This is a genomic window from Streptomyces sp. NPDC012827 (assembly GCF_042900905.1).
In the GTDB taxonomy this organism is placed as follows: Bacteria; Actinomycetota; Actinomycetes; order Streptomycetales; family Streptomycetaceae; genus Streptomyces; species Streptomyces gulbargensis.
In genome coordinates, this window is sequence record NZ_JBIBBY010000004.1 from 444,478 (window position 1) to 471,132 (window position 26,655).

Here is a 26,655-nt window from a genome sequence, read left to right on the forward strand (position 1 = left end):
CGTGCCGACCACGTACTCCGAACTGCGCGCCCAGCTGGCCACCCTCACCACCGAGGCCTTCCGCCCCGAACTGGCCGAGATCGACCGGCTGTCCACCCTGGAGATCGCCCGCACCATGAACGGCGAGGACCAGTCCGTCCCCGCCGCCGTCGCGCGGCAGCTCCCCGCCATCGCGGCCGCCATCGACGCCACCGCCGCCCGCATGGCCGACGGTGGCCGGCTCGTCTACATGGGCGCGGGCACGGCCGGCCGGCTCGGCGTCCTGGACGCCAGCGAGTGCCCGCCCACCTTCAACACCGACCCCTCCCAGGTCGTCGGCCTCGTCGCGGGCGGCCCCACCGCCCTGGTCCGGGCCGTCGAAGGTGCCGAGGACTCCCGGGACTTCGCCGTCGCCGACCTCACCGCCCTCGGGCTCACCGACCGCGACACCGTCGTCGGCGTCTCCGCCTCCGGCCGCACCCCGTACGCGCTCGGCGGCATCGAACACGCCCGCCGGCTGGGCGCGCTCACCATCGGCCTCTCCTGCAACCCCGACAGCGCGCTCACCGCCGCCGCCGAGCACGGCATCGAGGTCGTCCCCGGCCCCGAGCTCCTCACCGGTTCCACCCGCCTCAAGGCGGGCACCGCCCAGAAGCTCGTCCTCAACATGATCTCGACCATCACCATGATCCGGCTCGGCAAGACGTACGGGAACCTCATGGTCGACGTCCGCGCCTCCAACGAGAAGCTCCACGCCCGCTCGCGCCGGATCGTCGCCCTCGCCACCGGCGCACCGGACGAGCAGATCGAGGCGGCCCTCGCCGCCGCCGACGGCGAGGTGAAGAACGCCATCCTCATGATCCTCGCCGACATCGACGCCCCGACCGCCGCCCGCCGCCTCACCGCCTCCGCCGGCCACCTCCGCGCGGCCCTGCACCCGGACGGATGACCGCCGCGCCAACCCCCTTGCGGGACAGATGACTTCGTGCTCCTCACGCCGCCGGGAGATCATGCCCGCCATGACGACGCCACGCGCCACGACCGCCACCACGACCACCCCGCCCTCCGCCGACGGAGCGGGCACCTGGACCCTCGGTGACCTCACCGTCCGCCGGATCGGGTTCGGTGCGATGCGGCTGCCGCAGTACGGGGAGGCCCTCGTCCCGCACGCCGTGCCGAGGGACCGCTCCGAGGCGATCGCCGTCCTGCGCAAGGCCGTCGATCTGGGCGTCAACCACATCGACACCGCGGCCTTCTACTTCTCGCCGCTCCGCTCGGCGAACGAGCTGATCAACAGCGCGCTCGGCGGCCCGTACCCCGAGGACCTCGTCATCGCCACCAAGGTCGGGCCCGCCCGCGACGCCTCCGGCGCCTGGGCCGAGCACGCCCGCACTCCCGAGACGCTGCGCGCCCAGGTCGAGGAGAACCTGCGCCAGCTCGGCCGCGACCACCTCGACCTGGTCAACCTCCGGATCACCGGCACCGACTCGATAGCCGAGCGCTTCGGGGCGCTCGCCGAACTCCGCGAGGCCGGCCTCATCCGCCACCTCGGCCTCTCCAACGTCACCCCGGACCACCTCGCCGAGGCCCGGGCCATCGCGCCCGTGGTCTGCGTCCAGAACATGTACGGGATCGGCGTCCGCCCCGAGTACGCGGAGTTCGTCCGCCACTGCGGCGAGCAGGGCATCGCCTTCGTGCCGTTCTACGCCATCGCCGCCGCGGGCGGCCAGGGCGGCGCCACGGCCCCCGAGAGCCCCGAACTCCTCGCCGTCGCCGAGGCCCACGGCGTGAGCCCCGCCCAGATCCGCATCGCCTGGACCCTCCACCAGGGACCCCACCTGCTCGCCATCCCCGGCACCGGCGACCCCGCCCACCTCACCGCCAACGTCGCCGCCGGCTCCCTCCGCCTCACCCCCGAGGACCTCGCGACCCTGGACGGCCTCCACCGCCCCCGGCCGTGACGCCTCAGCGCCCCACCGCGCCGTCGATCCGCTCCCGCAGGATGTCGGCGTGGCCGGCGTGCCGGGCCGTCTCCTCGATCATGTGGACGAGGATCCACCGCATCGACGGTGCGGCCGTCTCCCGGAGGGACCGGGCCCCCGGGCGGTCCAGGTCGTCGCACGTGACGACGATCGCGTCGGAGTGCGCGGCGGCCGCCCGGTAGGCGGCCACGAGGCTGTCCACCGTGTCTTGCGGGGTGAGGGCGTCGTCCTCGGCGAGAACGATGTCCTCCCCCGCGTAGGCCCAGGCGAACCAGCCGCGTTCCACCTCCGTCAGGTGCTTCAGCAACCCGAGAACGCTCGTCCCCGACGGCACCCCGGGCGTCCGCAGCGCCTCCTCGGGAGCGCCGTACGTCTTCGCGACGACGGCCTCCCGCAGGTACCGCAGGAAGGCCAGCAGGGTCGTCCTCTCGTCGCCCTCGACATCGGGCGGCCGCACATCACCACGTACCTCGCTGTTGGTCATCCGACGACCCTACGCGGCGCCCCGGCGCCCGGAAGGAGAACCCACCGCGCCCCAACGTCCCTTCTTCCCGGTGACTTTGGGCGCCCCGCCCGTGGTGCGCAGGTCGTACCAGGCGGTGAGGGCCTCCAGGCCGACCGCGGCCCAGCGCAGTGCCTTCACCACGGCGCTCCCCAGTTCCTCCATCGTGTCCCTCTCCCTTCGCGGTCCTCTCCGAAGGAGGACCCGGCGTGGCCCGTGAAGGTTGCCCGGGGCGCCGGACACCGGTCAGGCGTCGAGGAGCGCGAGGAGTTCGCGTTCGCGGGCGGGGCTGAGACCGGCCCGCCGGTCGCGGTCCAGGCCCTGCTCGCGTTCCCAGGCGAGGGTGTCGGCGATCAGCTCCTCCCGGGAGCGCTGCCGCAGGCCCGCGGCGGCCGCCGCCTCGCCCGCGCGGGCCTGGAAACCGCGCCAGTCGTCGTCGGCCAGCCACAGCGGCAGGGACTCGGGACCCATGTACTGCGCGACGCCCTGCTCCAGGAGCCACTTCGAGGGGGCGGGGACCACGGGGCCGGTGTGACCGCCGGCGGCCCGGGAGAGCGCGACCCACTCGCGGAAGGGGATGGCCGGCCCGACCGCGTTGTACGTTCCCGTGCGGCCCGTCTCCGCCGAGTCCAGCAGCCAGGCCGCGAGGTCGCGCACGTCGATCGCCTGGGTCGGCAGCTCCGGCTCGTCCGGCACGAGCAGCGGCGCCTCCGGGGCGCGGGCCGCGCGGGCGGCCCAGTAACCGGTGCGGCCGGTGTGGTCGCCGGGGCCTCCGATGAGCCCGGCGCGGGCGACGAGGAGCCGGTCGCCGACCACCGCCGCGGCGGCCTGCTCGCAGGCGACCTTGGCCTCGCCGTACAGCTCGCGGCCGACCTCGCCCAGCTCCGTCGGCTCCAGCAGCGGCGCGGACTCGTCCGCGCCCGGGTCGTCGTGCGCGGCGTAGGCGCTGCACGAGGACACGTACGTCCAGTGGCGGGCCCGGCCGCCGAGCGCGTCGAGCGCGCCACGCACGAAGGCGGGCTGCCAGGACACCTCCACGACCGCGTCCCAGTCCCGCTCCCGGAGCGCGTCGTACGCCCCTGGGCCCCGCCGGTCCGCCGCCACCAGGGCGGCCCCCTCCGCCGCCTCTCCGCTCTCCCCGCGCGCCAGGCAGGTCACCTCGTGACCCCGCTCCAGCGCCTGCCGCGACAACTCGCGGCCCACCCATGCCGTACCGCCCAGAACCAGAATGTCCATGCGGTCAGTGGACCACCCCAACTCCCCTTTTCCGCACGGCGTTCGCCGTCGGCGGAGCCCGCGCGGACGGCGGGAAACCGTCCCCGGCGGCGCCCGGGAAGGCCGTTTCCCGGGTCGGGAAGGGGCTCCGGAAGCCTTTCGCCCGGGCCGGTGGCCTGCCCCGTCGGCGGCCGGCTCCGCGCCCCGCCCAGAGGCCGTAAAGCAGCTCCACGCCACGTCGCCGCACCCGCTGTGACCTGGGCTTTCTCCCCTTCACGCCCTAGGCTGGCGGGACACGGAGGGGAGATCCAGATGGTGGAGACGGACCGCGGTATCCGTACGGTCGAGGACGTCATGGCCCTGCTCGACGGGCTGTTCGCGCCCGGCGCCGACCGGTGGTCGCGGGGCGGTGCCGGATGGTGGGACGGGTTCTACGCCGACCGCGAAAGGCCGGTGCCGTTCTTCGTCGCGAAGCCGGACGAGAACCTGGTGTCGTACGTGGAACGGGGGCTGCTCCCGGAAGGCGGCGCGGGTGTCCGGCGGGCGCTCGACCTCGGCTGCGGGCCGGGCCGGAACGCCCTGTACCTGGCCTCGCTCGGCTACGCGGTGGACGCGGTGGACCTGTCCCCCACGGCGATCGACTGGGCGCGGGACCGGGCCAGGGAGGCGGGCCTCGCCGACCGGATCCGGTTCGTGTGCGGGGACGCCTTCACCGCCCCGGAGCTGGGCGCCGACGGCCCGTACGACCTCGTGTACGACTCCGGCTGTTTCCACCACCTGCCGCCGCACCGCCGCGTCACGCACCTGGCGCTCCTCGACCGCGTCCTCGCCCCGGGCGGCCACTTCGCCCTGACCGCCTTCGCGGCCGGCGAGGGCGGCATGGGCTCGGAACTGCCGGACGCCGCGTTCTACCGCACGGGCACCCTGGAGGGCGGCCTGGCCTACACCGACACGTCCCTCCGCGCGATCTTCTCCCCGATGACGGCGACGGAACTCCGCCGCATGCGCCACCAGCCCCCGGCCTCCCCCCACTTCGGCGAACCGTTCCTGTGGACGGCCCTCTTCCACCGCCCCTGAGAACGGCGGGAACGCCCGAGGGCGGCACCCCCGGTGGGGGTGCCGCCCTCGGCGTCGTGCGTGAAGAACCGCTGAGCCGTGGCTCAGAAGTCCATGTCACCGCCCGGCATGCCGCCGCCGGCCGGCGCGGCGGCCTTCTCCGGCTTGTCGGCGATGACGGCCTCGGTGGTGAGGAACAGCGCCGCGATGGAGGACGCGTTCTGCAGAGCGGAGCGCGTGACCTTCGCGGGGTCGATGATGCCCTCGGCGATCATGTCGACGTACTCACCGGTCGCGGCGTTCAGGCCGTGGCCGACGGGCAGGTTGCGCACCTTCTCGACGATGACGCCGCCCTCGAGACCACCGTTGACGGCGATCTGCTTCAGCGGGGCCTCCAGGGCCAGCTTGACGATGTTGGCACCGGTGGCCTCGTCGCCCTCCAGCTCCAGCTTCTCGAAGACGCTCGACGCCTGCAGCAGGGCCACGCCACCACCGGCGACGATGCCCTCCTCGACGGCCGCCTTCGCGTTGCGAACGGCGTCCTCGATGCGGTGCTTGCGCTCCTTGAGCTCGACCTCGGTCGCGGCACCGGCCTTGATGACGGCCACGCCGCCGGCCAGCTTCGCGAGGCGCTCCTGGAGCTTCTCGCGGTCGTAGTCCGAGTCGCTGTTCTCGATCTCGGCGCGGATCTGGTTCACGCGACCGGCGACCTGCTCGCTGTCACCGGCACCGTCGACGATGGTGGTCTCGTCCTTGGTGATGACGACCTTGCGGGCGCGGCCCAGCAGGTCGAGGCCCGCGTTCTCCAGCTTGAGGCCGACCTCCTCGGAGATGACCGTGCCGCCGGTGAGGATGGCGATGTCGTTCAGCATCGCCTTGCGGCGGTCACCGAAGCCCGGAGCCTTGACGGCGACGGACTTGAAGGTGCCGCGGATCTTGTTGACGACCAGGGTCGACAGGGCCTCGCCCTCGACGTCCTCGGCGATGATCAGCAGCGGCTTGCCCGACTGCATGACCTTCTCCAGGAGCGGGAGCAGGTCCTTCACGGAGGAGATCTTGGAGTTGACGATCAGGAGGTACGGGTCCTCGAGCGAGGCCTCCATGCGCTCCATGTCCGTGGCGAAGTACGCCGAGATGTAGCCCTTGTCGAAGCGCATACCCTCGGTGAGCTCCAGCTCCAGACCGAAGGTCTGGGACTCCTCGACGGTGATGACGCCTTCCTTGCCGACCTTGTCCATGGCCTCGGCGATGAGCTCGCCGATCTGGGTGTCGGCGGCGGAGATGGAGGCGGTGGAGGCGATCTGCTCCTTCGTCTCGACCTCCTTCGCCTGGTCGAGCAGGGCGCCGGAGACGGCCTCGACGGCCTTCTCGATGCCGCGCTTGAGCGCCATCGGGTTGGCGCCGGCGGCGACGTTGCGGAGGCCCTCACGCACGAGCGCCTGGGCGAGGACGGTGGCGGTGGTCGTACCGTCGCCGGCGACGTCGTCCGTCTTCTTGGCGACTTCCTTGACCAGCTCGGCGCCGATCTTCTCGTACGGGTCCTCGAGCTCGATCTCCTTGGCGATGGAGACACCATCGTTGGTGATCGTGGGGGCGCCCCACTTCTTCTCGAGGACGACGTTGCGGCCCTTCGGCCCAAGGGTGACCTTGACGGCGTCAGCGAGCTGGTTCATGCCGCGCTCGAGACCGCGCCGGGCCTCCTCGTCGAACGCGATGATCTTGGCCATGTGAAGTGGTCCTCCCGGACATGGGGTGGATAACGCTCCAGGACCGCGCCGACGCCCGCGACGGACGGCCTCCGCGCTCCGTGTGGTTCCTTGCCCCACCCGGCCGGCGACCTCGCCATGCTCGATCCTCGTAGCACTCTCACCTTCCGAGTGCTAACGCCAATGATTAGCACTCGCCCTAGGAGAGTGCAAGCGCCTCTCGGTTTTCGGGCCGTCCGCGCGAGGCGCGCCCGGCGCCCCGTGGAAGGGTTCGCGCCACCTCCCGGCGCACGGAACCGGCCCGTCCCGCGCCGTACGGAACCTCCCCGCGCACGCGCGAGGGGCCCGCATCCCTCGGGATGCGGGCCCCTCGACGGCGTTGCGTCGGTGGCCGATCGCGCCGCGCTCAGACGGCGAGCTTGACCATGTCCGCCTGCGGGCCCTTCTGGCCCTGCGAGATCTCGAACTCGACCCGCTGGCCCTCTTCGAGGGTGCGGTAGCCATCCATCTGGATCGCGCTGTAGTGGACGAAAACATCCGCACCACCGTCGACCGCGATGAAGCCGTAGCCCTTCTCCGCGTTGAACCACTTGACGGTGCCCTGAGCCATGCCTAACTCCCCTATTACTGGCCCTTGCGCGGGACCGCACTTCGCGGACCCGGGTCAGACCCTGCGCCGGAACGCGTCGACCGCGGCTGAATGTATCTGCCCAACTGCCCTCTGCAACAGGCCATTCGAGCGAGAATTCTGGGCGCGACGGAAAGGTGAATTCGTCCGAATCTTGTGAATTCCGGGGCAAGTCGGGCCCGGCAAAGCACGCAGAAGGTACAGAACGTGCGTGCACTTTGGCTGCTTCTTGTCGCGCGGGGACGCATTCTCATATGCGTCCGGCATGAGCAGCGGAGGGGGCTTCCCCAACTCTACCGCGCTCAACCATGCAGAATTGCCCCCTCCGCTTTATGGAGCGGAAGGGGCAATTCGAGAGAGAAGGGGGAGAAGAGGAAGCAGGGGAGGGAGAGGTTCAGCAGCCGCCGGCCACGGCGGGGATGATCGAGACGCCGGCGCCGTCGGGCGTCGCCGTCTCCAGGCCCTGCTCGAAGCGCACGTCGTCGTCGTTCACGTACACGTTGACGAAGCGGCGCAGCTTGCCCTGGTCGTCCAGGACGCGGGCGGCGATGCCCGTGTGGTTCTTCTCCAGGTCGGCGATGACCTCGGCGAGGGTCGCGCCCTCGGCGGGCACCTCGGCCTGCCCGCCGGTGTAGGTGCGGAGGATGGTGGGGATGCGGACGTTCACGGCCATGTGTTCACGAACCTTTCAGTGGGCCAGGCCGGCGTCGCGGAACGCGTCCAGGCTGGGGCGGATGGTGGCGGTCGCCTGCGAGCTGTCGGCCACGGCGTCCAGGGTCTTGAGCCCGTCACCGGTGTTGAGGACCACGGTGGTGAGCGAGGGGTCGAGGAGACCGGCCTCGACGAGCTTCCTCGTCACACCGACCGTCACACCGCCCGCCGTCTCGGCGAAGATGCCCTCGGTCCGCGCGAGGACCTTGATCGCGTCCACGACCTGCTCGTCGTTCACGTCCTCCACGGCACCGCCGGTGCGGCGCGCGATGTCGAGGACGTACGGGCCGTCGGCGGGATTGCCGATCGCGAGGGACTTGGCGATGGTGTTCGGCTTCTGCGGGCGGACCACGTCGTGGCCGGCCTTGAAGGCGGCGGAGACCGGGGAGCAGCCCTCGGCCTGGGCACCGAAGATCTTGTAGGGCTTGTCCTCGACCAGGCCGAGCTTGATGAGCTCCTGGAGGCCCTTGTCGATCTTCGTCAGCTGCGAGCCGGAGGCGATCGGGACGACCAGCTGGTCCGGGACGACCCAGCCGAGCTGCTCGCAGATCTCGTACGCCAGCGTCTTGGAGCCCTCGCCGTAGTAGGGGCGGAGGTTGACGTTCACGAAGCCCCAGCCCTCGCCGAGCGGGTCGCCGATGAGCTCCGAGCAGAAGCGGTTCACGTCGTCGTAGTTGCCCTCGATGGCGACGAGGTCACCGCCGTACACCCCGGCCATGACGACCTTGCCCTGCTCCAGGTCGTGCGGGATGAACACGCAGGAGCGGAAGCCGGCGCGGGCGGCGGCGGCGCCGACGGCGCCGGCCAGGTTGCCGGTGGAGGAGCAGGAGAGGGTGGTGAAGCCGAAGGCGCGGGCGGCCTCCAGGGCCTGGGCGACGACCCGGTCCTTGAAGGAGTGCGTCGGGTTGCCGGAGTCGTCCTTCACGAACAGCTTGCCGGGCTCGACGCCGATCTCGCGGGCCAGGTTGTCGGCCTTGACCAGCGGGGTCCAGCCGGGATTCAGGTTCGGCTTCTCGGCGACGTCGGCCGGGACGGGCAGGAGCGGGGCGTAGCGCCAGATGTTGGCGGGGCCGGACTCGATCCGCCTGCGCAGCTCCTCGGGGTCGCCGGCGGGGAGCTCGTAGGCCACTTCGAGGGGGCCGAAACAGAGTTCGCAGGCGAAGATCGGGCCGAGGGCGAAGACCTCGCCGCATTCGCGGCAGGAAAGTCCGGAGGCGGGTCCGAGGTCGACGGTGGTGCCGGCGGAGCCGGTGGCGGGTGCGACGGTCTGTACAGCCATGGAGGCGAGGCCCTTTCTCCTCATCTTCCTCATGACGCGTTTCGCCATGAGACGGATTTGGCACCTTCCCTAGCCGGGGACCCCGCTGGCGCGCCGTGGCGCGGACGAGAACCGACTGGAGGGTTGCCGGGGCTTCAACGGGCCGTATCCCTCTGCCCCTCTGGATGAGCGGTATTCGGTTGTGGAACGCGGGCGGCACCCCGACATGCGACGGGCCTTCGCGTTGTTCAAGACTGTAACCGAAGGCATGGACGGTTGAGATGGTCGTCCGAACCGCGAGATGGAGATCACGTGCTGGAAGAGGTGGAGCGCTGGCTGGGCCGGCGGTCCTGGTCCGTGGCCGACCGACCGCTGGAGCGGATTCTCGCCGCCAAGCGCTCGACGACCGTCAGCGTGGTGCTGCCCGCGCTCAACGAGGAGGCGACGGTCGGGGACATCGTCTCCGTGATCCGGCGCGAGCTGATGACCGCGTCGGTGCCGCTCGTGGACGAGCTGGTGGTGATCGACTCCGGTTCCACGGACCGTACGGCGGGGGTGGCGGCGGCGGCCGGGGCCCGGGTGGTCGCGCGGGACGCGATACTCCCCCGGATACCCGCCGTGCCGGGCAAGGGCGAGGTCCTGTGGCGGTCACTGATGGTGACGGGCGGGGATGTGGTGTGCTTCGTGGACGCCGATCTGCGGGACTTCTCGGCGGACTTCGTCACGGGCATCGTGGGTCCGCTGCTCACGGACCCGGACGTGGACCTCGTGAAGGCGATGTACGACCGGCCCCTCGGCGACGCCCCTGGTCAGGGCGGTCGCGTGACGGAACTGGTGGCGCGCCCGCTGCTGAACCTGCACTGGCCGCAGCTGGCCGGCTTCGTCCAGCCGCTGGGCGGTGAGTACGCGGCGCGGCGCTCCCTGCTGGAGCGGCTGCCGTTCCCCGTCGGTTACGGAGTGGAGCTGGCGCTCCTGGTGGACGCGCTGCACCTGGTGGGCCTGGACGCCCTCGCCCAGGTGGACGTGGGCGTCCGCAAGCACCGGCACCAGGACGGTCAGGCGCTCGGCCGGATGGCGGCGGCGATCTACCGGACGGCTCAGCTGCGGCTGTCGCGGGGGCCCCTGACGCGGCCCTGGCTGACCCAGTTCGAGCGGGGGGAGTCGGGCTTCGAGCCCCGGACGTACGCGGTGGACACGGAGGAGCGTCCGCCGATCGCCGGGATCACGGAGTATGCGCGGCGCCGCGTGGCGTAACACCCGGAAATGGTGGGTTTTACCTACATTTCTGTTGTATGCGCTTCAGACAAGCCCCTTGCGGACGGCCGCGCCCCGGAAGGGTGCTCGCGGCCGTCGTCCTGGCCGCGAGCGCGCTCCCGCTCGCGGCGACCGGCCCGGCCACGGCGGACAGCTCCCCACCGGCCCCCGCTCCGGCGGTCACCCCCTCGTCGGCGGACGTGATCGAACCGTTCGGCCGGCGGTACGGGGCCACCCTGTACGGGGACTTCACGACCGCCGGGGCCTCGGTCATGCGGTGCGCCGGCGCCCCCGCCCCGTGCGCGGCGGACGGCCGGGTCCCGCCCGGCGCGAAGCCGCCCGTACGCGAGCGGGTCGACCCGGCGGGCCTCTCGTCCGGCGGGAAAGCCCCCGCGTACGGCTCCGGCACCGCCGGGATCCGGGTGCCGGCCGGCGCCAAGGTGGCGTACGCCCGCCTCTTCTGGGGCGGTCACGACGGCACGTACGAGACGGCGGACGGGCGGGGGCTGCGGCGCTGTGCCGCCTCGGGCGCGGACGCCGTGCCGTCCCCGGGCGAGCCGGCGACGACCGCCCCGCTGCTCCGGGTCGGGACGGGCCGCGCGGCTCCGGTCCCGGTCGACAGCATGGTCACGGACCCCGCGAAGACCCAGGGGCCGCGCTTCTACACCGGCGAGTCCGACGTCACGGCCGCCTTCGCGGGCGTCTCGGGGCCGGGCACGACACCGGTGGCCGTGGGCAACGTCTGGGCGGCGAACGGCGCGGGCTGCGCGGCCGGCTGGTCCCTGACCGTGGTGTACGCCTTCCCCGGGCCCGACGCGAAGGCGGGCCGCGAGCGGCGGGACGTCCGCGTGTACGGCGGGCACGTCCTGCAGCGTCCGGCCTCGCGGGTCACCACGCTCACCGTCGACGGGCTCGCCGGGCTCACCGGGCGCGGCGGTACGGTCCGGGCGGCCGTGACGGCGTTCGGCGGCGTCGCACCGGGGGACCGGTTCCTGGTGGACGGCCGGAGCGCGGCCGCGTCCCGTACGGGCCTCCCGGCCGTCCTGCCGGGGCTCGACGTCGGCACCTTCGAACTGCCCGAGGGCACGGTTGCCCGGGACGCGACCTCGGTGGAGCTGTCCTTCGCCCCGGACGGCGACACGTACGTGCCCGCCGCCCTGGCCCTGTCCGTACCCGCGCCGGACACGGCGGCGACGGGGGCGGCGGGCGCGCCGGCGGCGCGGCCCGGCCCCGCGACGGAGACGGCTCCGGCCCCCGCGACCCCGGCCGCGTCCACGACGCCGGCCCGGAGCGGGACCCCGGCCGCGTCCCCGACGCCGGCCCCGAGCGCGCCCCCGGGGCCGACCCGGACGGCGTACCCGGCCGGGTCCGGGATCGCCCCGGCCCTCCCCGGGGCTCCGGGGCCCGGGGCCCGGGACGTCCCGCCGTCCGCCGGCGGGACGATGGCCTCGACCGGCGGCGACGGTGAACGGCTGTGGCTGCTGGGCGGCCTGGCCCTCGCCCTGGCCGGCACCGGTCTGGTGGCGAAGGCGGCCCTGCGCGGGCGCCGCGACCTCTGAACGGCGCCCCCGGCTCCCGGGGCCCGGCCGTGGCCGGACCGGCCCGTCTCGTATACGCACGTTTGAGCGTTTACGGGACGGGCTAGGTTCGGCACATGGCTTCTGTGCTCGTGGCATCCAACCGGGGACCGGTCTCGTACACACTCGGCGAGGACGGGTCGCTCGACGCCCGCAGGGGCGGCGGCGGCCTGGTCTCGGGCCTGAGCGCCGTCTCCTCGCAGGACAGCCTGTGGGTGTGCGCGGCGCTCGGCGAGGGCGACCGCGAGGCGGTGCGGCGCGGCGTCGCCGAGCCCGGCGTCCGGATGCTGGACATCGACCCGGAGGTGTACGCCGACGCGTACAACGGCATCGCCAACTCGGTGCTGTGGTTCCTCCACCACCACCTGTACGACATCCCGCGCGAGCCCGTCTTCGACGCGGAGTTCCGCCGCCTCTGGGAGGCGTACCGCGCCTACAACCGGGCCTTCGCCGAGGTGCTGGCCGCCGAGGCGGACGAGGACGCGGCCGTCCTGGTGCAGGACTACCACCTGGCCCTGGTCCCGGGCATGCTGCGGGAGCTGCGGCCCGAACTGCGGATCGGACACTTCACGCACACCCCGTGGGCCTCCCCCGCGTACCTGGCGATGCTGCCGGACGACATCGCGGGCGAGCTGGTGTGGGGCATGCTCGGCGCGGACGAGCTGGGCTTCCACACCTGGGAATGGGCGTCCGCGTTCATCAGCGGCGCGCGGCGGGACGACGCGACGGGGACGGCGGAGGGCGTCTGGCCGAGCGGCGACCCCTGGCACGGCGTCGAGCACGTGCGGTACGACATCGGAAAGGGCCGCACCCGGGTCCGGGCCTACCCGCTGGGCGTGGACGCCGGCGAGCTGCGGGCCCTCGCGTACCGCCCCGAGGTGGACGAGCGGCTGGCCCGGCTCCGCGAGGAGGTCGGAGAGGGCCGGAAGACGATCGTCCGGGTGGACCGCACGGAGCTGTCGAAGAACATCCTGCGCGGCCTGCTCGCCTACCGCGAGCTGCTGACCACCCGCCCCGAGTGGCGGGGCCGGGTGGTCCACCTGGCCTCCGCGTACCCCTCCCGGCAGGATCTGGAGTCGTACCGCGCCTACACCGAGTCGGTGGCGCGGCTCGCCGGCGAGATCAACGCCGAGTTCGGCGCGGACGACTGGCAGCCCGTCCTCGTCTCGGTGGAGGACGACTTCACCCGCTCCCTCGCCGCCTACCGGCTCGCGGACGTGGCCCTGGTGAACCCGGTCCGCGACGGCATGAACCTGGTCGCGAAGGAGATACCGGTGGTCTCCGAGTCCGGCTGCGCCCTGGTCCTCTCGACGGGCGCGGGCGCCCACGGCGAGCTGGGCGAGCACGCGCTGACGGTGAACCCGTTCGACGTCTCCCGGACCGCCGAGGCCCTCCACACGGCCCTCTCCATGCCCGACGACGAACGCGCCCGCCGCACCGAACGCCTCGCGGCGGCCGCCACGGCCCTCCCGCCCCAGCGCTGGTTCCTGACCCAGCTGGAGGCCCTGCGGGAGCTGCCGCGCGGCTGAGCCGGACGCCGGCGACGGCACCGGGATCGGCGTGAGCGGCCCGGCCGCACGCCGGCGGACCCGCTTCCCCGGGGGCGGTACGGAGGCCTCGGCCTTCCGTACCGCCCCCGCCGCGTCGGTCCGTTCCGGTCAGGTCAGGTCAGGTCAGGTCAGGTCAGGTCAGGAGCGGGGCGCCTCGCCCACCGCCTCCGCCAGGTCCGTCAGGAACTCCACGACACCGGACGGGCCCGGGACGGCGAGGTCGGCGCGGTCGGCGAGCGCGGGGACCTCGGAGGAGCCGCTGCACACGAGGACGCCCGGGACGCCGTCGGCGCGGAGCTTCTCGACGGCGGCGAAGGCGGGCAGGTCGCCCAGGTCGTCACCCGCGTACAGGACGGACCCGGCGTCCGTCTCGCGCAGGTACGAGGCGAGCGCCACGCCCTTGTCCATGCCGGGGGGCCGCAGTTCCAGGACCATCCGGCCCGGTTCCAGGACCAGGCCGTGGCGGGCCGCCAGGTCTCCGAGCGGGCCCTTGAGGGCCTCGAAGGCGCCTTCGGGGTCGACCGCTCTGCGGGTGTGGACGGCGACCGCGCGGCCCTTCTCCTCGATCCAGACGCCCGGCCAGGCGCCGTGCCGGTCGAGGAAGCCGGGGAGCTCGGCTCGGACGGCGGCCACTCCGGGGTGCGGGGCGGCGGCGGTGACGGTGCCGGTGGCCGCGTCCCAGCGTTCGGCCCCGTAGTGGCCGAGGACGACCAGGCGGTCGAGCCCGGCGACACCGGCGAAACCGCCGTACCGGACGGCGACCCCCGCGGGGCGGCCGGTCACGACGACCACGGAGGCGATCCGGGGCGCGAGGGCGGCGAGCGCGGCCACCGCACCCGGATGGGCGCGGGCCTGCTCGGGGTCGGGGACGATCTCGGCGAGTGTCCCGTCGAAGTCCAGGGCGACGACGGCCTGCTCGGGCCGCGCGAGCAGCGCGGCCAGGCCGTCGCGGCCGGCGGGTGTGGTCGGGTGCGGAAGGCTGCTGACCATGTCATGACCCTACCCAGGGACGGGCGACTCATCAGCGTGGCCCGGCTCACGCCGGCCGGCAGGCGGCCGTCCGGGCGGTTCAGCGGCGGCGGCGCTCCCGCTCGGCGCGGACCCGGCGCAGCCGGTTGACGGTCACCGGGTCGTGGGCGAGGGCCCGCGGATCGTCCAGGAGCGCGTTGAGCAGCTGGTAGTAGCGGGTCGGGGAGAGGCCGAGCTGTTCCCGGACGGCCCGTTCCTTGGCGCCGGGGCCGGGCCAGGAGCGGCGCTCGACGGCGAGCAGGGCGCGGGCGAGCGCGCCGAGCCCGCTCCCGTCGTCCTGTGCCGCGTCCCGCTCCCCGGTGGTCATACGACCAACCTATTACCCGGCACCGACGGTCGCCCCCGGAGCCGTACGGGCGCGCCCGTGGAGCCCCGGGAGCCGTACGGGCCCCGGCTCCACCGCCCCGGAGCCGTACGCGTCCGGGCCCGCCGCTTGCGGTGCCGTGCGCCCTCGCGCCCGGCCGCCGCCGGAGCCGTACCGCCTACTCGGCGGCCTCCGCCGCCGTCGCGGCGCGGCCGATCGCGCCGAGGACCTCGGCGGGGCGGCCGCCGGGGGCGACGGCGCGGCCGATGTTCTGCTTGATGTTCTCGCTGACCGCGGCCCACGAGGTCTTGCCGACCGGCGGGAGCTGGGTGTCGGGGAGCGCCTTGAGGAATTCGCGCAGGTTGGCGTGCTGGGGGTCGGTCTCCATCCGGGCGGAGGCGGTGCGCGTCACCGGCAGGAGGTCGTTGTCGCCGGCGAACTTGAGGACGTTCTCGTCGCTGTACAGGAAGTCGAGGAAGTCGCCGATCTCCTTGCGATGACCGTTCTGCCTGAAGCCCATGATCCAGTCGGCGACGCCCATCGAGGTCTTGGGCTTGCCGTCGACGCCGGGCAGCGGAACCTGGCCGACCCGGATGCCCTTCGCCGCGGCCTCCTTCACGAGGGAGGGGTGGCCGTTGAGCATGCCGACCCGGCCCTCGGTGAAGGCGGCGAAGGCGGCCTTGCGGTTGAGTTCGGCCGGGGCGACGGGGCCGGTGAGGCCCTTGCCGACGAGGTTCTTCCGCAGCCACTCGAAGGTGCGGATGTTCGCCTCGGAGTCGATGGCGTAGTGCTCGCCGGCGTCGGTCCAGCCGCCGCCCCCGCTGAGCAGCCACATCATGGCCTCGGCCTGGGCCTCCTCGGGGCCGAGCGGCAGCGCGAAGGGGGTGGGGACGCCGTGCGCCTTGAGCTTCTGGGCGGCGGCGGCGAGCTCGGCCCAGGTGGTGGGCGGCTGGGCGCCGGCCGCCTCGAAGAGGTCGCGGTTGTAGAAGAGGGGGCGGGTGGAGGCGACGAAGGGGAGGCCGTACTGGGTGCGCCGGCTCTCCCCGGCGGCGAGCAGCGGGCCGAGGAAGTTCGCCTGAACGGGTATGGACAGGAGTTCGTCGGCCGAGTAGAGCCGGTCCGCGGCGGCGTGGTCGGCGTAGGCGCCGATCTGGGCGATGTCGGGGGCCTTGCCGGCCTTCACCAGCTCCGCGACCGTGCGGTCCACGTCGTTCCAGGACTCGATCCGCACCTGGACCGTCACCTCGGGGTGCTTGGCCCGGTAGGCGGCGACCAGGCCGTCCCAGTACCTCTTCGTGGTGTCGCCGCCGGTCAGGTCGTAGTCGGCCGCGACCACGGTGAGCGTCACGTTCCCGTCGTCGCCGCCGAGGACGCCGCAGCCGGCGGCCGTACCCGTCGTCGCGAGGGCGGCGGCGGCCGCGGTCAGTCCAAGAAATCGTCGCCGCTCCACGGCTTCATCCACCTTTTGCTCGTCGTTGAGCTGCACGTTCGTACCGCTTGAGGCCGTCAGTCTCCCCCCGGCCCGGATAAGAGGTCTACACCACGCGGGTATCACTTCCGCAACCGGGTGGGAAGCATGGCTCCATGACGGAGCCCGCATTTGTATCCGCACGCAACAATCCACGGAAGTGGACTAGACCTTTTGGGTGGTCGCGCGCCACACTGTCCCCCGTGAATCACGTCATCGCCCTCGATGTGGGCGGCACCGGCATGAAGGCCGCCCTGGTCGGGGCGGACGGCACCCTGCTCCACGAGGCCCGCCGCGCCACCGGACGCGAGCGCGGCCCCGAGGCCGTCGTCGGGACGATCCTCGGCTTCGCCGCCGAACTCCGCGCCCTCGGCGAGGAGCGGTACGGCGAACCCGCCGCCGCGGCCGGCGTCGCCGTCCCCGGCATCGTCGACGCCGAGCAGGGCATCGCCGTCTACGCCGCCAACCTCGGCTGGCGTGACGTCCCCCTCCGCGCCCTCCTCAGCGACCGCCTCGGCGGCCTCCCCGTCGCCCTCGGCCACGACGTGCGCACCGGCGGTCTCGCCGAGGGCCGCATCGGCGCGGGCCGCGGCGCCGACCGCTTCCTCTTCGTGCCCCTCGGCACCGGCATCGCCGGAGCCATCGGCATCGGCGACCGCATCGAGGCCGGCGCCCACGGCTACGCCGGCGAGATCGGCCACATCGTCGTCCGCCCCGGCGGCACCGACTGCGGCTGCGGCCAGCGCGGCTGCCTGGAGCGGTACGCCTCCGCCTCCGCCGTCTCCCTCGCCTGGGCGGAGGCGAGCGGCGACCCCGGCGCGGACGCCGCCGACTGCGCCAAGGCCGTCGCCTCCGGTGACCCCGCGGCCGTACGGGTCTGGCAGGAGGCCGTCGACGCGCTCGCCGACGGGCTCGTCACCGCGCTCACCCTGCTGGACCCGCGCACCCTCATCATCGGTGGCGGTCTCGCGGAGGCCGGGGAAACCTTGTTCACACCACTACGGGCCGCGGTGGAGGAACGGGTCACGTTCCAGAAGCTGCCCGCCATCGTCCCGGCGGCCCTCGGGGACACCGCCGGATGCCTGGGCGCGGGCCTCCTCGCCTGGGACCTGCTCGCCGACCGGCGCCCCGAGCCGACCCAGCGCCCCACCGACCCGGAGGTTTCCGCCTGATGGCCGATCACAAGGTTCTCGCCGGCGCACACGTCGTGCTGCCCACCGGGACCGTCGAGAACGGGCGCGTGATCATCGACGGCGGGCGCATCGCGGGCAGCGCGCCCGGGGACGCCCCCGTCCTCGATCTCACCGGCCACTGGCTCGTGCCCGGCTTCGTCGACATGCACAACCACGGCGGCGGTGGCGCCTCCTTCACCTCCGGCACCGTGGACGAGGTCCTCCAGGGCGTCCACACCCACCGGCTCCACGGCACCACCACCACCGCGGCCTCCTTCGTCACCGGCGACATGGACTTCCTCGTCCAGCGGGCCGGACTGCTCTCCGAACTCGCCGAACAGGGCGAAATCGCCGGCCTCCACTTCGAGGGCCCCTTCATCTCCCCCTGCCGCAAGGGCGCCCACGACGAGACCCTGCTCCGCTACCCCGATCCGGCCGAGGTCCGCAAGCTGATCGACGCCGGGCGCGGCCAGGCCCGCATGGTGACCCTCGCCACCGAGCTGCCCGGGGGCCTCGACTCCGTACGCCTCCTCGCCGAGCACGGCGTCATCGCCGCCATCGGCCACACCGACGCCACGTACGAGCAGACCGTCGCCGCCATCGACGCCGGAGCCACCGTCGCCACCCACCTCTACAACGCGATGCCCGCCCTCGGGCACCGCGCGCCCGGCCCCATCGCCGCCCTCCTGGAGGACGAGCGGATCACCGTCGAGCTGATCAACGACGGCACCCACCTGCACCCCGCCGCCCTGGAACTGGCCTTCCACCACGCCGGCCCGGGACGCGTCGCCTTCATCACCGACGCCATGGACGCGGCCGGCTTCGGCGACGGCACGTACGCCCTCGGCACGCTCGCCGTCGAGGTCAGGGACGGGGTGGCCCGGCTCGTCGAGGGCGGCTCCATCGCCGGATCCACCCTGACCCTGGACCGCGCCTTCAAGCGCGCCGCCACCGTCGACCGGCTGCCCGTCGAGGCGATCGTCCAGGCCGTCTCCGCCAACCCGGCGCGGCTGCTCGGCGTGTACGACCGGGTCGGCTCCCTGGAACCCGGCAAGGACGCCGACCTCGTCGTCCTCGACCGGAACTTCGACCTCGCGGGCGTGATGCGCAAGGGGGAGTGGATCGTGACGCCCACGGCCGCCCGGACGGTGGCCCCCACGGGGGTCTGATCAGCGGCCGGACGAGGGCGGTCGGCCGCGGGTCGGCCGGAGGGACTGTGCCGAGCGCCTTTCGTTTGGCATGATCGATGCCCGTCGGAGCGTTCGTTCCACAGGATCGTCCCAGGGAGTACGGAGGGTGGGCAGGTGATCCTCACGGTCACTCTCAACACGGCGCTGGACCTCACCTACCGCGTCCCCGCCCTCGTCCCGCACGCCTCCCACCGCGTCACCCAGGTCATCGAACGCCCCGGCGGCAAGGGACTCAACGTCGCCCGCGTCCTCGACACCCTCGGGTACGAGACGGTCGCCACCGGCTTCGCGGGCGGCGCCACCGGAGCCGTGCTCCGCGAACGGCTGGCGGAGCTCTCCACGGTCCGCGACGCGCTCGTGGAGACCGCCGGGCCCACCCGCCGCACCGTCGCCGTCGTGGACACCACCACCGGCGACACCACCCAGCTCAACGAACCGGGGCCGACCGTCACCCCCGAGGAGTGGGCCGCCTTCCGCGACCGCTTCACCGAGCTGCTCGACGGCGCCCGGGCGGTCGCCCTCTGCGGCAGCCTGCCGCCCGGCGTCCACGTCGGCGCCTACGCCGAACTCGTCCGCGCCGCCCGCGCCGCCGGCGTCCCCGTCCTCCTCGACACCAGCGGCGAACCGCTGCGCCGGGGCATCGCCGCCCGCCCCGACCTCGTGAAGCCCAACGCCGAGGAACTGGCCCAGCTGACCGGGGCCCGCGAACCGCACCGCGCCACCCTCGACGCGCGCCGGCGCGGCGCCCACGCGGTGATCTCCTCGCTCGGCCCCGAGGGCCTTCTCGCCGCCACGCCGGAAGGCCTCTGGCAGGCGGCCCCGCCCGGCCCCGTCCACGGCAACCCCACCGGAGCCGGCGACTCCGCCGTCGCGGGCCTCCTCTCGGGCCTGATCGACGCCACCCCCTGGGCCGTCCGCCTGACCCGCGCGGTCGCCCTCTCGGCGGCGACGGTCCTCTCCCCGGTGGCGGGCGAGTTCGACGCGGCGGCGTACGAGGACCTGCTGCCGAAGGTGACGGTGCGGGAGGTCTCCTGACCGGGGGTCAGGGGCACGGCCGCCGGGGTCGTGACCGGCCCGTGGGGCCGGTCCTACCGCTCGGGAGTGACCTGCAGCCAGTCGAGCAGGACGTCACACTGGTTGCCCTGCTCGCACGAGATCTTGATCTCGTTCTCGCCCTTCTGGAGGGTGACCGGCGCCCACGTGGTCTGCCAGTTCTTCTCCAGGTTCGGGTCCGAGGAGTGGATGAAGTTCTTCAGGCCGATCGGCTGCGGATTCGGCTTGCCGTTGACCGTCAGGGTGGCGTTGGCGTCGACCGCGGGAATCGTGTAGCGCACGGTCAGCCGGTACTGGCCGCCGTCGGGCATGTTCGCCTTCCAGGTCACCGAGGAGCCCTGCGCGTTGAAGCCCGCGACATAGGCGCCGTCGATGCCCTCGGCGCCCTTCACGTCCTTGCCGAGCGCGGCCGAACCACCGAGTCGCAGCGTGGCAGCGTCCTGCTTCGGCAGCTCTGCGGGGGTGGGCTCGCTGCTGGGCTGCGCGCTCGGGGTCTCCTGGCTCTGGGACGCGGGCGCCGTCGGAGCGGAGGTCGTCCCCGTCCCCGCCTGCGGGTCCTTGTCGTCGCCCGTGTTCGAGATCACGGCCGCGGCGATGCCGGCGACGACGACCGCGACGACCGCGACCGCGCCGATCAGGAGGCCCTTGGTGTTCGGGCCGCGGCCGGAGCCGCCGCCGTGCTGCGGGGGGACGGGACGGGTCGGGGGGCCGCCGTAGGTCTCGGGCGCCGCGTACTGCGGGTGCGGCCTGCCGTACGGCGCCTGCTGCTGCGGCGGTACGTAGGCCTGGCCGTGGCCCTGGGTGGGGGCACCGTACTGGCGCTCTCCGACCGTGCGGACCTGGTTGTACGAGGTGCGGGGCACACCGGGCTGCGCGGGCGCGGGGCCCGGGTAGCCGTAGCCGCCGCCCTGCGGGCCCTGCGCGCCGGCTGCCTGGCCGTCCGCGTACAGATAGCCGAAGGGATCGTCGTCCTCGGGCTTGCTCGCGCCGTTGTTACCGGCAGCCATCCGGGTCACTCCTATCCATGCTCGCCAGCCGTCGCCGACCGGGCGAGCCTACCCCGAACGGACCAGACCCCGGTGCGGCCCCTTGACCGGCCGGCGGCCCCCGGCGCGGTCAGCCGGCGCGGCGGTGGACCTTGGCGCGGGAGCGTTTCTCCACGTACATCCGCTGGTCGGCGGAGTTCAGGACCTCTTCCACCGACATGCCGCATTCGGCCCAGCCGATACCGAAACTCGCCCCGACCCGCACGGCCCTGCCGTCCACCCGGATCGGCGGAATGATCGCGTTGCGGAGGCGTACGGCCAGGTCGGCGGCGTCGGCCGCGCCGAGGCCGTCGGCGAGGACGACGAACTCGTCACCGCCGAGCCGGGCGACCGTGTCACCGTCGCGGACGCCGGTGGTGAGCCGGCGGGCGACCTCGATGAGGACGGCGTCGCCGGTGTGGTGCCCGAACCGGTCGTTGATCGACTTGAAGCCGTCGAGGTCGCAGAAGAGGACCGCGAGCCCCTTCGTGCCGTCGTCGGTCTCGCCCGCGGAGGGGGCGGCGAGGTGGACGTGGTGGTCGTAGGCGCCCGGCATCCCGGCGGGCTCGAAGCCGAAGCCGTGCTCGTGCTCGTGGTCGTACTCGTACGGCGACTCGTGGGCGGCGTCCGGGCCGGGGCCGAGCTCGGGGCCGGGGCCCGTCCCGTACCCGTACGTCCCCGCCTCGTGTCCCACGGCGTGCGCCGGGCGCTCGCAGAGGCGGGCGGAGAGCCGGGAGCGGAGTTCGGCGCTGTTGGGCAGCCCGGTGAGGGCGTCGTGCGAGGCGCGGTGGGCGAGCTGGAGCTCGTGGCGTTTGCGTTCCTCGATGTCCTCGACGTGGGTGAGGAGGAAACGGGGCCCGTCGGCGGTGTCGGCGACCACGGAGTTCCGCAGGGAGACCCACACGTACGTGCCGTCGCGCCGCGCCAGCCGCAGCTCGGCCCGGCCGCCTTCGGCGGAGGTGCGCAGCAGTGTCCCTATGTCCTCGGGGTGGACGAGGTCGGCGAAGGAGTAGCGCCGCATGACGGAGGCGGGGCGGCCGAGGAGCCGGCACAGGGCGTCGTTGGTCCGCAGCAGCCTTCCGTGCTGGTCGCCGCCCATCTCGGCGATGGCCATGCCGGAGGGGGCGTACTCGAAGGCCTGCCGGAAGGACTCCTCGCTGGCGCGCAGCGCCTGCTGCTCGCGCTCGAGCCGGACGAGGGCCCGCTGCATGTTGGAGCGCAGGCGCGCGTTGCTGATCGCGATGGCCGACTGGGAGGCGTACATCTGGAGGGCTTCCTGGCCCCAGGGCCCGGGATGCCGGCCGTTGCGCGGGCGGTCGACGGATATGACGCCGAGGAGTTCCCGGCCGGGGCCCGCCGGTCCGCCGCCCTGGCCGGAGCGGACTCCGGGGGCGTACATGGGGGCGTAGAGCCGGTCGTGCGGGTGCCACTCGTCCTCGAAGCGGGGCGCGGGGCCCTCGGTGTGCCACTGGGGGACGTCGTCGTCGAGGAGGACCCAGCCCTCGGTGTGCGGGATGAACCGGAGGTCGCCCCAGGCGACGCCCATGGACAGGCGCCGGTCCCAGGCGGCGCGGGATCCGACCCGGCCGGTGATCAGGGCCTCGGCGGCGGAGCTGCCGGCGAAGGCCGCGACGACGAGGTCACCGTCGGGCCGGACGAGGTTGACGCAGGCAAGCTCGTAGTTGAGACCGGCGACGACTCCGTCGGCGACGGTCTGCACGGTGTCCGCCAGACTGCGGGCGGTGTTGAGGTCCGCCACGACCTGGTGCAGCTGCCGCAGGGTCGAGAGACGGACGTAGGGCTCCGACTCGGTCTCCATCGCTCGCTCTCCCCGAGACCTCGACAGCAACTCCAGGGTTCTCATCGGCATCGTGTGCACTGTCACCGCCACTGAATCACAGCGAGCTGCGCACCCGGTACACAGGGTCAACAAATACTGCCTTCTGTGACTCAAGTCACAGCAGCTCGGGGCGGGTCGCCGCAGGTCGCGGCGCGCGCGGGCGGGGACCGCGGTCCTAGGACCGGAGGGGGTGGGCCGCTGGTCCCCCCGCCCGATGCGGGGCGCGGCGGGCCGGGACTAGCGTGCGGGTGTGCTGCAGAAGACCCCCGCCTCTCCCTCCGTGTCCGGCCTGGCCGTCCCTCATGCTGAGGGGGTGAGCAACGACGAGTTCCGGGCGGCGATGTCCCGCCTCGCGGCGGGCGTGGTCCTGGTGACGGCGCACGACCCCGACGACGGCCCGCGCGGCGAGGACGTCGGCATGACCGCGACCGCCTTCCTGTCCGTGTCCCTCGATCCGCCGCTGGTCATGGTCAGCCTGCGCAACGGTTCCCGCATGGACGACCTGCTCGCCGAGGTCCCGGTGTGGGCGGTGTCCGTGCTCGCGGAGAGCCAGCGGCACGTCGCGGGGCGCTTCGCCATGAAGGGCCGGGTCTCGGACCGGCTCCTCTTCGCCGACCTGCCGTACACGCGGGGCGAGGTGAGCGGCGCGCCGCTGATGGGAGGGGCGCTGGCCACCCTGGAGTGCCGCACCGAGAACCGGGTCGTGGCGGGGGACCACACGCTGGTGATCGGCCGGGTCCTGGCGGTGGGTCTGCCGTCGGCGGAGGCCGCGCCGCTGACGTACTTCCGGGGGAAGTACCGCCACCTGGGGTGAGCCGGGGGCCTCAGCTCCAGTCGCCGCCGCCCCGGCGGGCCCGTTTCGTCTCGGAGCGCTGTTTCTTCTCCCGCAGCCGGCGCTCGTTGATGCCGCGCGGGATCTTCGTCGGGCGGCGGGGCTTCGGGGGCGGGGCCGTCGCCTCGGCGAGCAGCGCGGCCAGGCGCACCGCCGCCGTCTCGCGGTTGCGCCACTGGGAGCGGTGCTCCGAGGCGCGGACGGTGACGACGCCGCCGACGAGGCGGGAGGCCAGCCGTTCCAGGGCGCGCGCCTTCCACACCTCGGGCAGGGCCTCCGTCGCGGCCAGGTCGAAGCGCAGCTCGACCTGCGAGTCGCTGGTGTTGACGTGCTGGCCGCCGGGCCCCGACGAGCGCGAGAAACGCCACTGGAGCTCGGCCTCGGGCAGCGAGACGGAGCCGCGGATCGGGTAGGGACCGGACATGCCCCCATGTTCCCCGGAGGGGACCCGGGGCGTCACCCTGATTTCCGCCACCGGCCCGTCCGGCCGGGAACCGCGGGGCGGCCGCGCGCGTTTCTCCGGATGAGCACCGCGCTTCGACCCGAGCATCACGAGCATCACGAGGAAAGGGCCATCCCATGGCTGTAAGCCTGTCCAAGGGCGGCAACGTCTCCCTGACCAAGGAGGCCCCCGGCCTCACCGCCGTCACCGTGGGCCTCGGCTGGGACGTCCGCACCACCACCGGCACCGACTTCGACCTCGACGCCTCCGCGATCGGTGTCGACGCCGCGGGCCGCGTCGCCTCCGACGCCCACTTCGTCTTCTTCAACAACAAGTCCACCCCGGACCAGACCATCGTCCACACCGGTGACAACCGCACCGGCGAGGGCGGCGGCGACGACGAGCAGATCAACGTCAACCTGGCGGGCCTCCCCCCGACCGTCGACAAGATCGTCTTCCCGGTGTCGATCTACGACGCGGTGTCCCGCTCCCAGAACTTCGGCCAGGTCCGCAACGCGTACATCCGCATCGTGAACCAGGCCGGCGGCGCCGAGATCGCCCGCTACGACCTCTCCGAGGACGCCGCCACCGAGACCGCCATGGTCTTCGGCGAGCTGTACCGCCACGGCACCGAGTGGAAGTTCCGCGCGGTCGGCCAGGGCTACGCCTCCGGCCTGGAGGGCATCGCCCGCGACTTCGGCGTCAACCTCTGACGACGGCCCGCGCCGCCGCGACGCGGACGCCGCCGCACGGCGGTCTCCGCTGACGAACCCCCGGCGGCACCCGTCGGAACACGGCGGCGGTACGGCACATCGAGCCCCGGCCGGATTCCCGGCCGGGGCTCCGCCGTGCCGGGTGATCGTCGCAGCGCTCCCCCGCACCGGGGCCCACGCCCTGCCCGGCCCGCTCCGCACGGAACTCACCGCGCGGACCACCGCCCCGACCTGGCACACGACCGCCCGTGCGTCGCCGTGCGCGAGGACCTCGCCCGACCGCCGGTCAGCGGGGGCCGGTGAGTCCGAGGGCGAGCGCGTCGGCGGCGGCCGGGGACAGCGCACCGGGCGCGAGGTCCGCGAGGGGCCGCCAGGCGACCTCCGCCGTGCTGCCGTCCGCCTCGGTGACCAGGAGCGGGCCGGGCGCGAGGTCGACCACGTAGAACAGGGCCACCAGGTGCCAGGAGACACCGCCCCGTTCGGCGGCGTACGTACGGGCGGCGGCGAGCCGGGCGCGGGCGGGCCGGCGGCCGGTCTCCTCGTACAGCTCGCGCGCCAACGCCTCCTCCGGCTGTTCGCCGGCGTCGACGCCGCCGCCGGGCAGGTGCCAGAGGCCCGGCGCGAAGACCGGGGAGGCCTCCGACAGCCGGGTCAGCAGCAGCCGTCCGTCCTCGACGGCGACCGCGTAGGCGGAGACCCGCCGCCGCACGTCCGTTCCCGCGTTCTCCCCCACCGTCGTCCCTCCGCCGTCCCGTCAGGGACGTGCCGGCTTCCCGTCCCCGCGCAGCCAGACGTCCCACAGCTCGTCCAGGCCGGTGCCGGCCACGCCCTCCGCGTAGGCCGTGAAGTCGTCCGTGCTCGCGTTGGCGTGCCGGTACTTCGCCGGCCAGCCGCGCAGGATCTTCTCGAAGGCCGCGTCGCCGACGGCCTCGCGCAACTTGTGCAGGACCATCGCGCCGCGCTGGTACACGGGCGGGTCGAAGAGGTTCGCGGCGGTGGGCGGGGCGGCCGGCGGGAAGGCCCAGTTGTCCTCCTCCGCGAAGGCGCGCGCGAAGCTGGTGTCGACCGGGACGCCCTCCGACTCCTCCGCGTCCAGCCACTCGGCGTACGTGGCGAAGCCCTCGCTCAGCCACAGGTCCCGCCAGGTCGCGGGCGTCACCGAGTTGCCGAACCACTGGTGGGCCAGCTCGTGGACGAGGGTCGCCCGGTCGAAGGCCGAGGCGGGGAAGACGGGCCGGGTCTGGGTCTCCAGGGCGTAGGCGAGGGTGTCGTCGGAGGTGATGACCGCGCCGGCGGCGGAGAAGGGGTACGGGCCGAAACGCTTCACCTGCTCGGCGAGGATCCCGGGCAGTTCGGCGCGCAGCTCCGCACTGTCGGCGGCGGCCGAGGGCTCGGTGGCGGTGACCACGGGGACCGAGCCGAGGGCGGTCGCAGTGCCCGTCTCGTACCGTCCCAGCATGACGGTGGCCAGGTAGCTCGCCATCGGTTCGGCCGCGTGCCACACGGTGGTGGTGCGGCCGTCGGCGGTGCGCTTCTCGGAGGTCATGACCCCGTTGGAGAGGGCGCGCAGACCGGACGGGACGGTGAGCGTGATGTCGTACGCGGCCTTGTCGGAGGGGTGGTGGTTGCCGGGGAACCAGCTCATGGAGCCGGCCGGCTGGCCGACGGCGACCGCCCCGTCGGCGGTCCGCAGCCAGCCCTCCTCGGAGCCGTCCGGGTCGGTGACCGGTTCGGGTACGCCGGAGTAGGTGACGGTGGCGGTGAACTCCGCTCCCTCGCGCAGTTCCTCGCGGGGGCGGAGCGTCAGTTCGTCACCTGCCCGGTGGAAGGCGGCGGGCGCGCCGTCGACGGTCGTCCGGTCGACCGTGAGGCCGGCCAGGTCGAGGTTGAAGGCGCTGAGGTCCTGGGTGGCGCGGGCGGTGATCTCGGCGGTGCCGTCGAGACGGCCGGTGGCCGGGTCGTAGGCGAGGTTCAGCGCGTAGTGGCGTACGTCGTACCCGCCGTTGCCGAGCCTGGGGAAGTACGGGTCGCGCAGCCCGGCCGCCCCGGGGGTGCCGTCCACCCCTCCGGTGCAGCCGCCCGCGAGCAGGGCGAGCGCGGAGACGGCGGCGGCCAGGGCCGCGGTCGTGCCTCGGGTCCCGCCGCGTCGTCTCACGTGGCGATCCTAGG

Annotated in this window: 26 protein-coding genes and 1 riboswitch; of the genes, 11 read left to right on the top strand and 15 right to left on the bottom strand. The window is 73.6% G+C overall.

Annotation, left to right across the window (positions count from 1 at the left end):
* The first annotated feature begins 1 nt into the window (after position 1).
* Together murQ and ACFY60_RS11500 are read left to right on the top strand one after the other, a co-directional pair.
* Positions 2-928 carry an N-acetylmuramic acid 6-phosphate etherase gene (murQ, locus tag ACFY60_RS11495; protein ID WP_388610434.1) on the top strand — a complete coding sequence of 309 codons (927 nt, stop codon included), beginning with the start codon at positions 2-4 and terminating at the stop codon, positions 926-928.
* 70 nt (positions 929-998) lie between these two features.
* Positions 999-1,940 carry an aldo/keto reductase gene (locus tag ACFY60_RS11500; RefSeq protein ID WP_388610431.1) on the top strand — a complete coding sequence of 314 codons (942 nt, stop codon included), beginning with the start codon at positions 999-1,001 and terminating at the stop codon, positions 1,938-1,940.
* A gap of 4 nt (positions 1,941-1,944) precedes the next feature.
* On the opposite strand, the gene ACFY60_RS11505 is transcribed toward ACFY60_RS11500, so the two are convergent.
* From ACFY60_RS11505 to ACFY60_RS11515, 3 genes are all read right to left on the bottom strand, one after another.
* Positions 1,945-2,445: a DinB family protein gene (locus tag ACFY60_RS11505; RefSeq protein ID WP_388610429.1), complete on the bottom strand. Its 501-nt coding sequence runs from the start codon at positions 2,443-2,445 to the stop codon at positions 1,945-1,947.
* A gap of 9 nt (positions 2,446-2,454) precedes the next feature.
* On the bottom strand, positions 2,455-2,628 hold the full coding sequence (locus ACFY60_RS11510) for a hypothetical protein (protein WP_388610428.1): 174 nt from the start codon (positions 2,626-2,628) through the stop codon (positions 2,455-2,457).
* An 81-nt stretch (positions 2,629-2,709) separates the two neighbouring features.
* Complete coding sequence (locus tag ACFY60_RS11515; protein ID WP_388610426.1) at positions 2,710-3,699, bottom strand: NAD-dependent epimerase/dehydratase family protein; 990 nt, start codon at positions 3,697-3,699, stop codon at positions 2,710-2,712.
* Positions 3,700-3,990: 291 nt separating this feature from the next.
* Between ACFY60_RS11515 and ACFY60_RS11520 the strand changes: the two genes are divergently transcribed.
* Complete coding sequence (locus tag ACFY60_RS11520) at positions 3,991-4,755, top strand: class I SAM-dependent methyltransferase (protein ID WP_388610425.1); 765 nt, start codon at positions 3,991-3,993, stop codon at positions 4,753-4,755.
* Between the two features lie 83 nt (positions 4,756-4,838).
* Here ACFY60_RS11520 and groL read toward each other — a convergent pair whose 3' ends face one another.
* The 4 genes from groL to thrC all read right to left on the bottom strand — a co-directional run bounded on the left by groL (position 4,839) and on the right by thrC (position 9,082).
* A complete protein-coding gene (groL, locus tag ACFY60_RS11525; RefSeq protein ID WP_345278755.1) occupies positions 4,839-6,461 on the bottom strand; it encodes a chaperonin GroEL in 1,623 nt (540 codons plus the stop codon).
* Between the two features lie 385 nt (positions 6,462-6,846).
* Positions 6,847-7,050 carry a cold-shock protein gene (locus ACFY60_RS11530; RefSeq protein ID WP_005315736.1) on the bottom strand — a complete coding sequence of 68 codons (204 nt, stop codon included), beginning with the start codon at positions 7,048-7,050 and terminating at the stop codon, positions 6,847-6,849.
* Positions 7,051-7,462: 412 nt separating this feature from the next.
* The gene (locus ACFY60_RS11535) at positions 7,463-7,741 is read right to left on the bottom strand and encodes a MoaD/ThiS family protein (protein ID WP_128985002.1); all 279 of its coding nucleotides are present in this window, start codon (positions 7,739-7,741) and stop codon (positions 7,463-7,465) included.
* Between the two features lie 15 nt (positions 7,742-7,756).
* Positions 7,757-9,082 (bottom strand): threonine synthase, encoded by a 1,326-nt coding sequence (thrC, locus tag ACFY60_RS11540; RefSeq protein ID WP_388610423.1) that lies wholly within the window; start codon positions 9,080-9,082, stop codon positions 7,757-7,759.
* Positions 9,076-9,229: riboswitch (SAM riboswitch) on the bottom strand. Its footprint overlaps the gene before it by 7 nt.
* Positions 9,230-9,349: 120 nt before the next feature.
* On the opposite strand from thrC, the gene ACFY60_RS11545 reads away from it, so the two are divergent.
* The 3 genes from ACFY60_RS11545 to ACFY60_RS11555 all read left to right on the top strand — a co-directional run bounded on the left by ACFY60_RS11545 (position 9,350) and on the right by ACFY60_RS11555 (position 13,397).
* Positions 9,350-10,291, top strand: coding sequence for a glucosyl-3-phosphoglycerate synthase (locus ACFY60_RS11545; RefSeq protein ID WP_388610422.1), 942 nt, complete (start codon positions 9,350-9,352; stop codon positions 10,289-10,291).
* Between the two features lie 83 nt (positions 10,292-10,374).
* On the top strand, positions 10,375-11,850 hold the full coding sequence (locus ACFY60_RS11550) for a hypothetical protein (protein ID WP_389458023.1): 1,476 nt from the start codon (positions 10,375-10,377) through the stop codon (positions 11,848-11,850).
* Between the two features lie 95 nt (positions 11,851-11,945).
* Positions 11,946-13,397, top strand: coding sequence for a trehalose-6-phosphate synthase (locus ACFY60_RS11555; RefSeq protein ID WP_388610418.1), 1,452 nt, complete (start codon positions 11,946-11,948; stop codon positions 13,395-13,397).
* Positions 13,398-13,556: 159 nt separating this feature from the next.
* Here ACFY60_RS11555 and otsB read toward each other — a convergent pair whose 3' ends face one another.
* The 3 genes from otsB to ACFY60_RS11570 form a co-directional block, all read right to left on the bottom strand.
* Positions 13,557-14,408 (bottom strand): trehalose-phosphatase, encoded by an 852-nt coding sequence (gene otsB / locus ACFY60_RS11560; protein WP_388610415.1) that lies wholly within the window; start codon positions 14,406-14,408, stop codon positions 13,557-13,559.
* Positions 14,409-14,487: 79 nt separating this feature from the next.
* Complete coding sequence (locus ACFY60_RS11565; protein ID WP_388610414.1) at positions 14,488-14,754, bottom strand: DUF3263 domain-containing protein; 267 nt, start codon at positions 14,752-14,754, stop codon at positions 14,488-14,490.
* Positions 14,755-14,929: 175 nt separating this feature from the next.
* Positions 14,930-16,213 carry an extracellular solute-binding protein gene (locus tag ACFY60_RS11570; RefSeq protein ID WP_388610411.1) on the bottom strand — a complete coding sequence of 428 codons (1,284 nt, stop codon included), beginning with the start codon at positions 16,211-16,213 and terminating at the stop codon, positions 14,930-14,932.
* A gap of 209 nt (positions 16,214-16,422) precedes the next feature.
* On the opposite strand from ACFY60_RS11570, the gene ACFY60_RS11575 reads away from it, so the two are divergent.
* The 3 genes from ACFY60_RS11575 to ACFY60_RS11585 all read left to right on the top strand — a co-directional run bounded on the left by ACFY60_RS11575 (position 16,423) and on the right by ACFY60_RS11585 (position 19,616).
* Positions 16,423-17,391 carry an ROK family protein gene (locus tag ACFY60_RS11575; protein WP_388610408.1) on the top strand — a complete coding sequence of 323 codons (969 nt, stop codon included), beginning with the start codon at positions 16,423-16,425 and terminating at the stop codon, positions 17,389-17,391.
* Entirely contained in the window at positions 17,391-18,560 is a 1,170-nt protein-coding gene (gene nagA, locus ACFY60_RS11580) for an N-acetylglucosamine-6-phosphate deacetylase (RefSeq protein ID WP_388610406.1), read from the top strand. Before ACFY60_RS11575 ends, nagA begins: the two co-directional genes overlap by 1 nt.
* 135 nt (positions 18,561-18,695) lie before the next feature.
* A complete protein-coding gene (locus tag ACFY60_RS11585) occupies positions 18,696-19,616 on the top strand; it encodes a 1-phosphofructokinase family hexose kinase (RefSeq protein ID WP_388610405.1) in 921 nt (306 codons plus the stop codon).
* Positions 19,617-19,669: 53 nt separating this feature from the next.
* On the opposite strand, the gene ACFY60_RS11590 is transcribed toward ACFY60_RS11585, so the two are convergent.
* The gene (locus ACFY60_RS11590; RefSeq protein ID WP_388610403.1) at positions 19,670-20,641 is read right to left on the bottom strand and encodes a CBM35 domain-containing protein; all 972 of its coding nucleotides are present in this window, start codon (positions 20,639-20,641) and stop codon (positions 19,670-19,672) included.
* A gap of 109 nt (positions 20,642-20,750) precedes the next feature.
* Positions 20,751-22,478 carry a diguanylate cyclase CdgB gene (gene cdgB / locus ACFY60_RS11595; RefSeq protein ID WP_388610401.1) on the bottom strand — a complete coding sequence of 576 codons (1,728 nt, stop codon included), beginning with the start codon at positions 22,476-22,478 and terminating at the stop codon, positions 20,751-20,753.
* Between the two features lie 271 nt (positions 22,479-22,749).
* Here cdgB and ACFY60_RS11600 point away from each other — a divergent pair, with 271 nt between their 5' ends.
* Complete coding sequence (locus ACFY60_RS11600) at positions 22,750-23,313, top strand: flavin reductase family protein (RefSeq protein ID WP_388610400.1); 564 nt, start codon at positions 22,750-22,752, stop codon at positions 23,311-23,313.
* Positions 23,314-23,323: 10 nt separating this feature from the next.
* Here ACFY60_RS11600 and arfB read toward each other — a convergent pair whose 3' ends face one another.
* Entirely contained in the window at positions 23,324-23,755 is a 432-nt protein-coding gene (gene arfB / locus ACFY60_RS11605; protein WP_388610398.1) for an alternative ribosome rescue aminoacyl-tRNA hydrolase ArfB, read from the bottom strand.
* A gap of 155 nt (positions 23,756-23,910) precedes the next feature.
* On the opposite strand from arfB, the gene ACFY60_RS11610 reads away from it, so the two are divergent.
* Positions 23,911-24,486 carry a TerD family protein gene (locus ACFY60_RS11610; protein ID WP_309057418.1) on the top strand — a complete coding sequence of 192 codons (576 nt, stop codon included), beginning with the start codon at positions 23,911-23,913 and terminating at the stop codon, positions 24,484-24,486.
* Positions 24,487-24,772: 286 nt separating this feature from the next.
* Here the strand turns inward: ACFY60_RS11610 and ACFY60_RS11615 are convergent, their stop codons facing one another.
* Positions 24,773-25,219 (bottom strand): NUDIX hydrolase, encoded by a 447-nt coding sequence (locus ACFY60_RS11615; protein WP_388610396.1) that lies wholly within the window; start codon positions 25,217-25,219, stop codon positions 24,773-24,775.
* 21 nt (positions 25,220-25,240) lie between these two features.
* Complete coding sequence (locus tag ACFY60_RS11620; RefSeq protein ID WP_388610394.1) at positions 25,241-26,641, bottom strand: M1 family metallopeptidase; 1,401 nt, start codon at positions 26,639-26,641, stop codon at positions 25,241-25,243.
* Positions 26,642-26,655: the final 14 nt, after the last annotated feature.

What these genes read in the sequence shown, in the direction of transcription:
- ACFY60_RS11610 (WP_309057418.1), top strand. Translation starts at nt 23,911, where the DNA reads ATGGCTGTAAGCCTGTCCAAGGGCGGCAACGTCTCCCTGACCAAGGAG.
- ACFY60_RS11500 (WP_388610431.1), top strand. Translation starts at nt 999, where the DNA reads ATGACGACGCCACGCGCCACGACCGCCACCACGACCACCCCGCCCTCC.
- ACFY60_RS11555 (WP_388610418.1), top strand. Translation starts at nt 11,946, where the DNA reads ATGGCTTCTGTGCTCGTGGCATCCAACCGGGGACCGGTCTCGTACACA.
- ACFY60_RS11565 (WP_388610414.1), bottom strand. Translation starts at nt 14,754, where the DNA reads ATGACCACCGGGGAGCGGGACGCGGCACAGGACGACGGGAGCGGGCTC.
- groL (WP_345278755.1), bottom strand. Translation starts at nt 6,461, where the DNA reads ATGGCCAAGATCATCGCGTTCGACGAGGAGGCCCGGCGCGGTCTCGAG.
- ACFY60_RS11510 (WP_388610428.1), bottom strand. Translation starts at nt 2,628, where the DNA reads ATGGAGGAACTGGGGAGCGCCGTGGTGAAGGCACTGCGCTGGGCCGCG.
- ACFY60_RS11535 (WP_128985002.1), bottom strand. Translation starts at nt 7,741, where the DNA reads ATGGCCGTGAACGTCCGCATCCCCACCATCCTCCGCACCTACACCGGC.
- cdgB (WP_388610401.1), bottom strand. Translation starts at nt 22,478, where the DNA reads ATGGAGACCGAGTCGGAGCCCTACGTCCGTCTCTCGACCCTGCGGCAG.
- ACFY60_RS11530 (WP_005315736.1), bottom strand. Translation starts at nt 7,050, where the DNA reads ATGGCTCAGGGCACCGTCAAGTGGTTCAACGCGGAGAAGGGCTACGGC.
- thrC (WP_388610423.1), bottom strand. Translation starts at nt 9,082, where the DNA reads ATGAGGAGAAAGGGCCTCGCCTCCATGGCTGTACAGACCGTCGCACCC.
- ACFY60_RS11505 (WP_388610429.1), bottom strand. Translation starts at nt 2,445, where the DNA reads ATGACCAACAGCGAGGTACGTGGTGATGTGCGGCCGCCCGATGTCGAG.
- nagA (WP_388610406.1), top strand. Translation starts at nt 17,391, where the DNA reads ATGGCCGATCACAAGGTTCTCGCCGGCGCACACGTCGTGCTGCCCACC.
- ACFY60_RS11590 (WP_388610403.1), bottom strand. Translation starts at nt 20,641, where the DNA reads ATGGCTGCCGGTAACAACGGCGCGAGCAAGCCCGAGGACGACGATCCC.
- ACFY60_RS11515 (WP_388610426.1), bottom strand. Translation starts at nt 3,699, where the DNA reads ATGGACATTCTGGTTCTGGGCGGTACGGCATGGGTGGGCCGCGAGTTG.
- arfB (WP_388610398.1), bottom strand. Translation starts at nt 23,755, where the DNA reads ATGTCCGGTCCCTACCCGATCCGCGGCTCCGTCTCGCTGCCCGAGGCC.
- otsB (WP_388610415.1), bottom strand. Translation starts at nt 14,408, where the DNA reads ATGGTCAGCAGCCTTCCGCACCCGACCACACCCGCCGGCCGCGACGGC.
- ACFY60_RS11520 (WP_388610425.1), top strand. Translation starts at nt 3,991, where the DNA reads ATGGTGGAGACGGACCGCGGTATCCGTACGGTCGAGGACGTCATGGCC.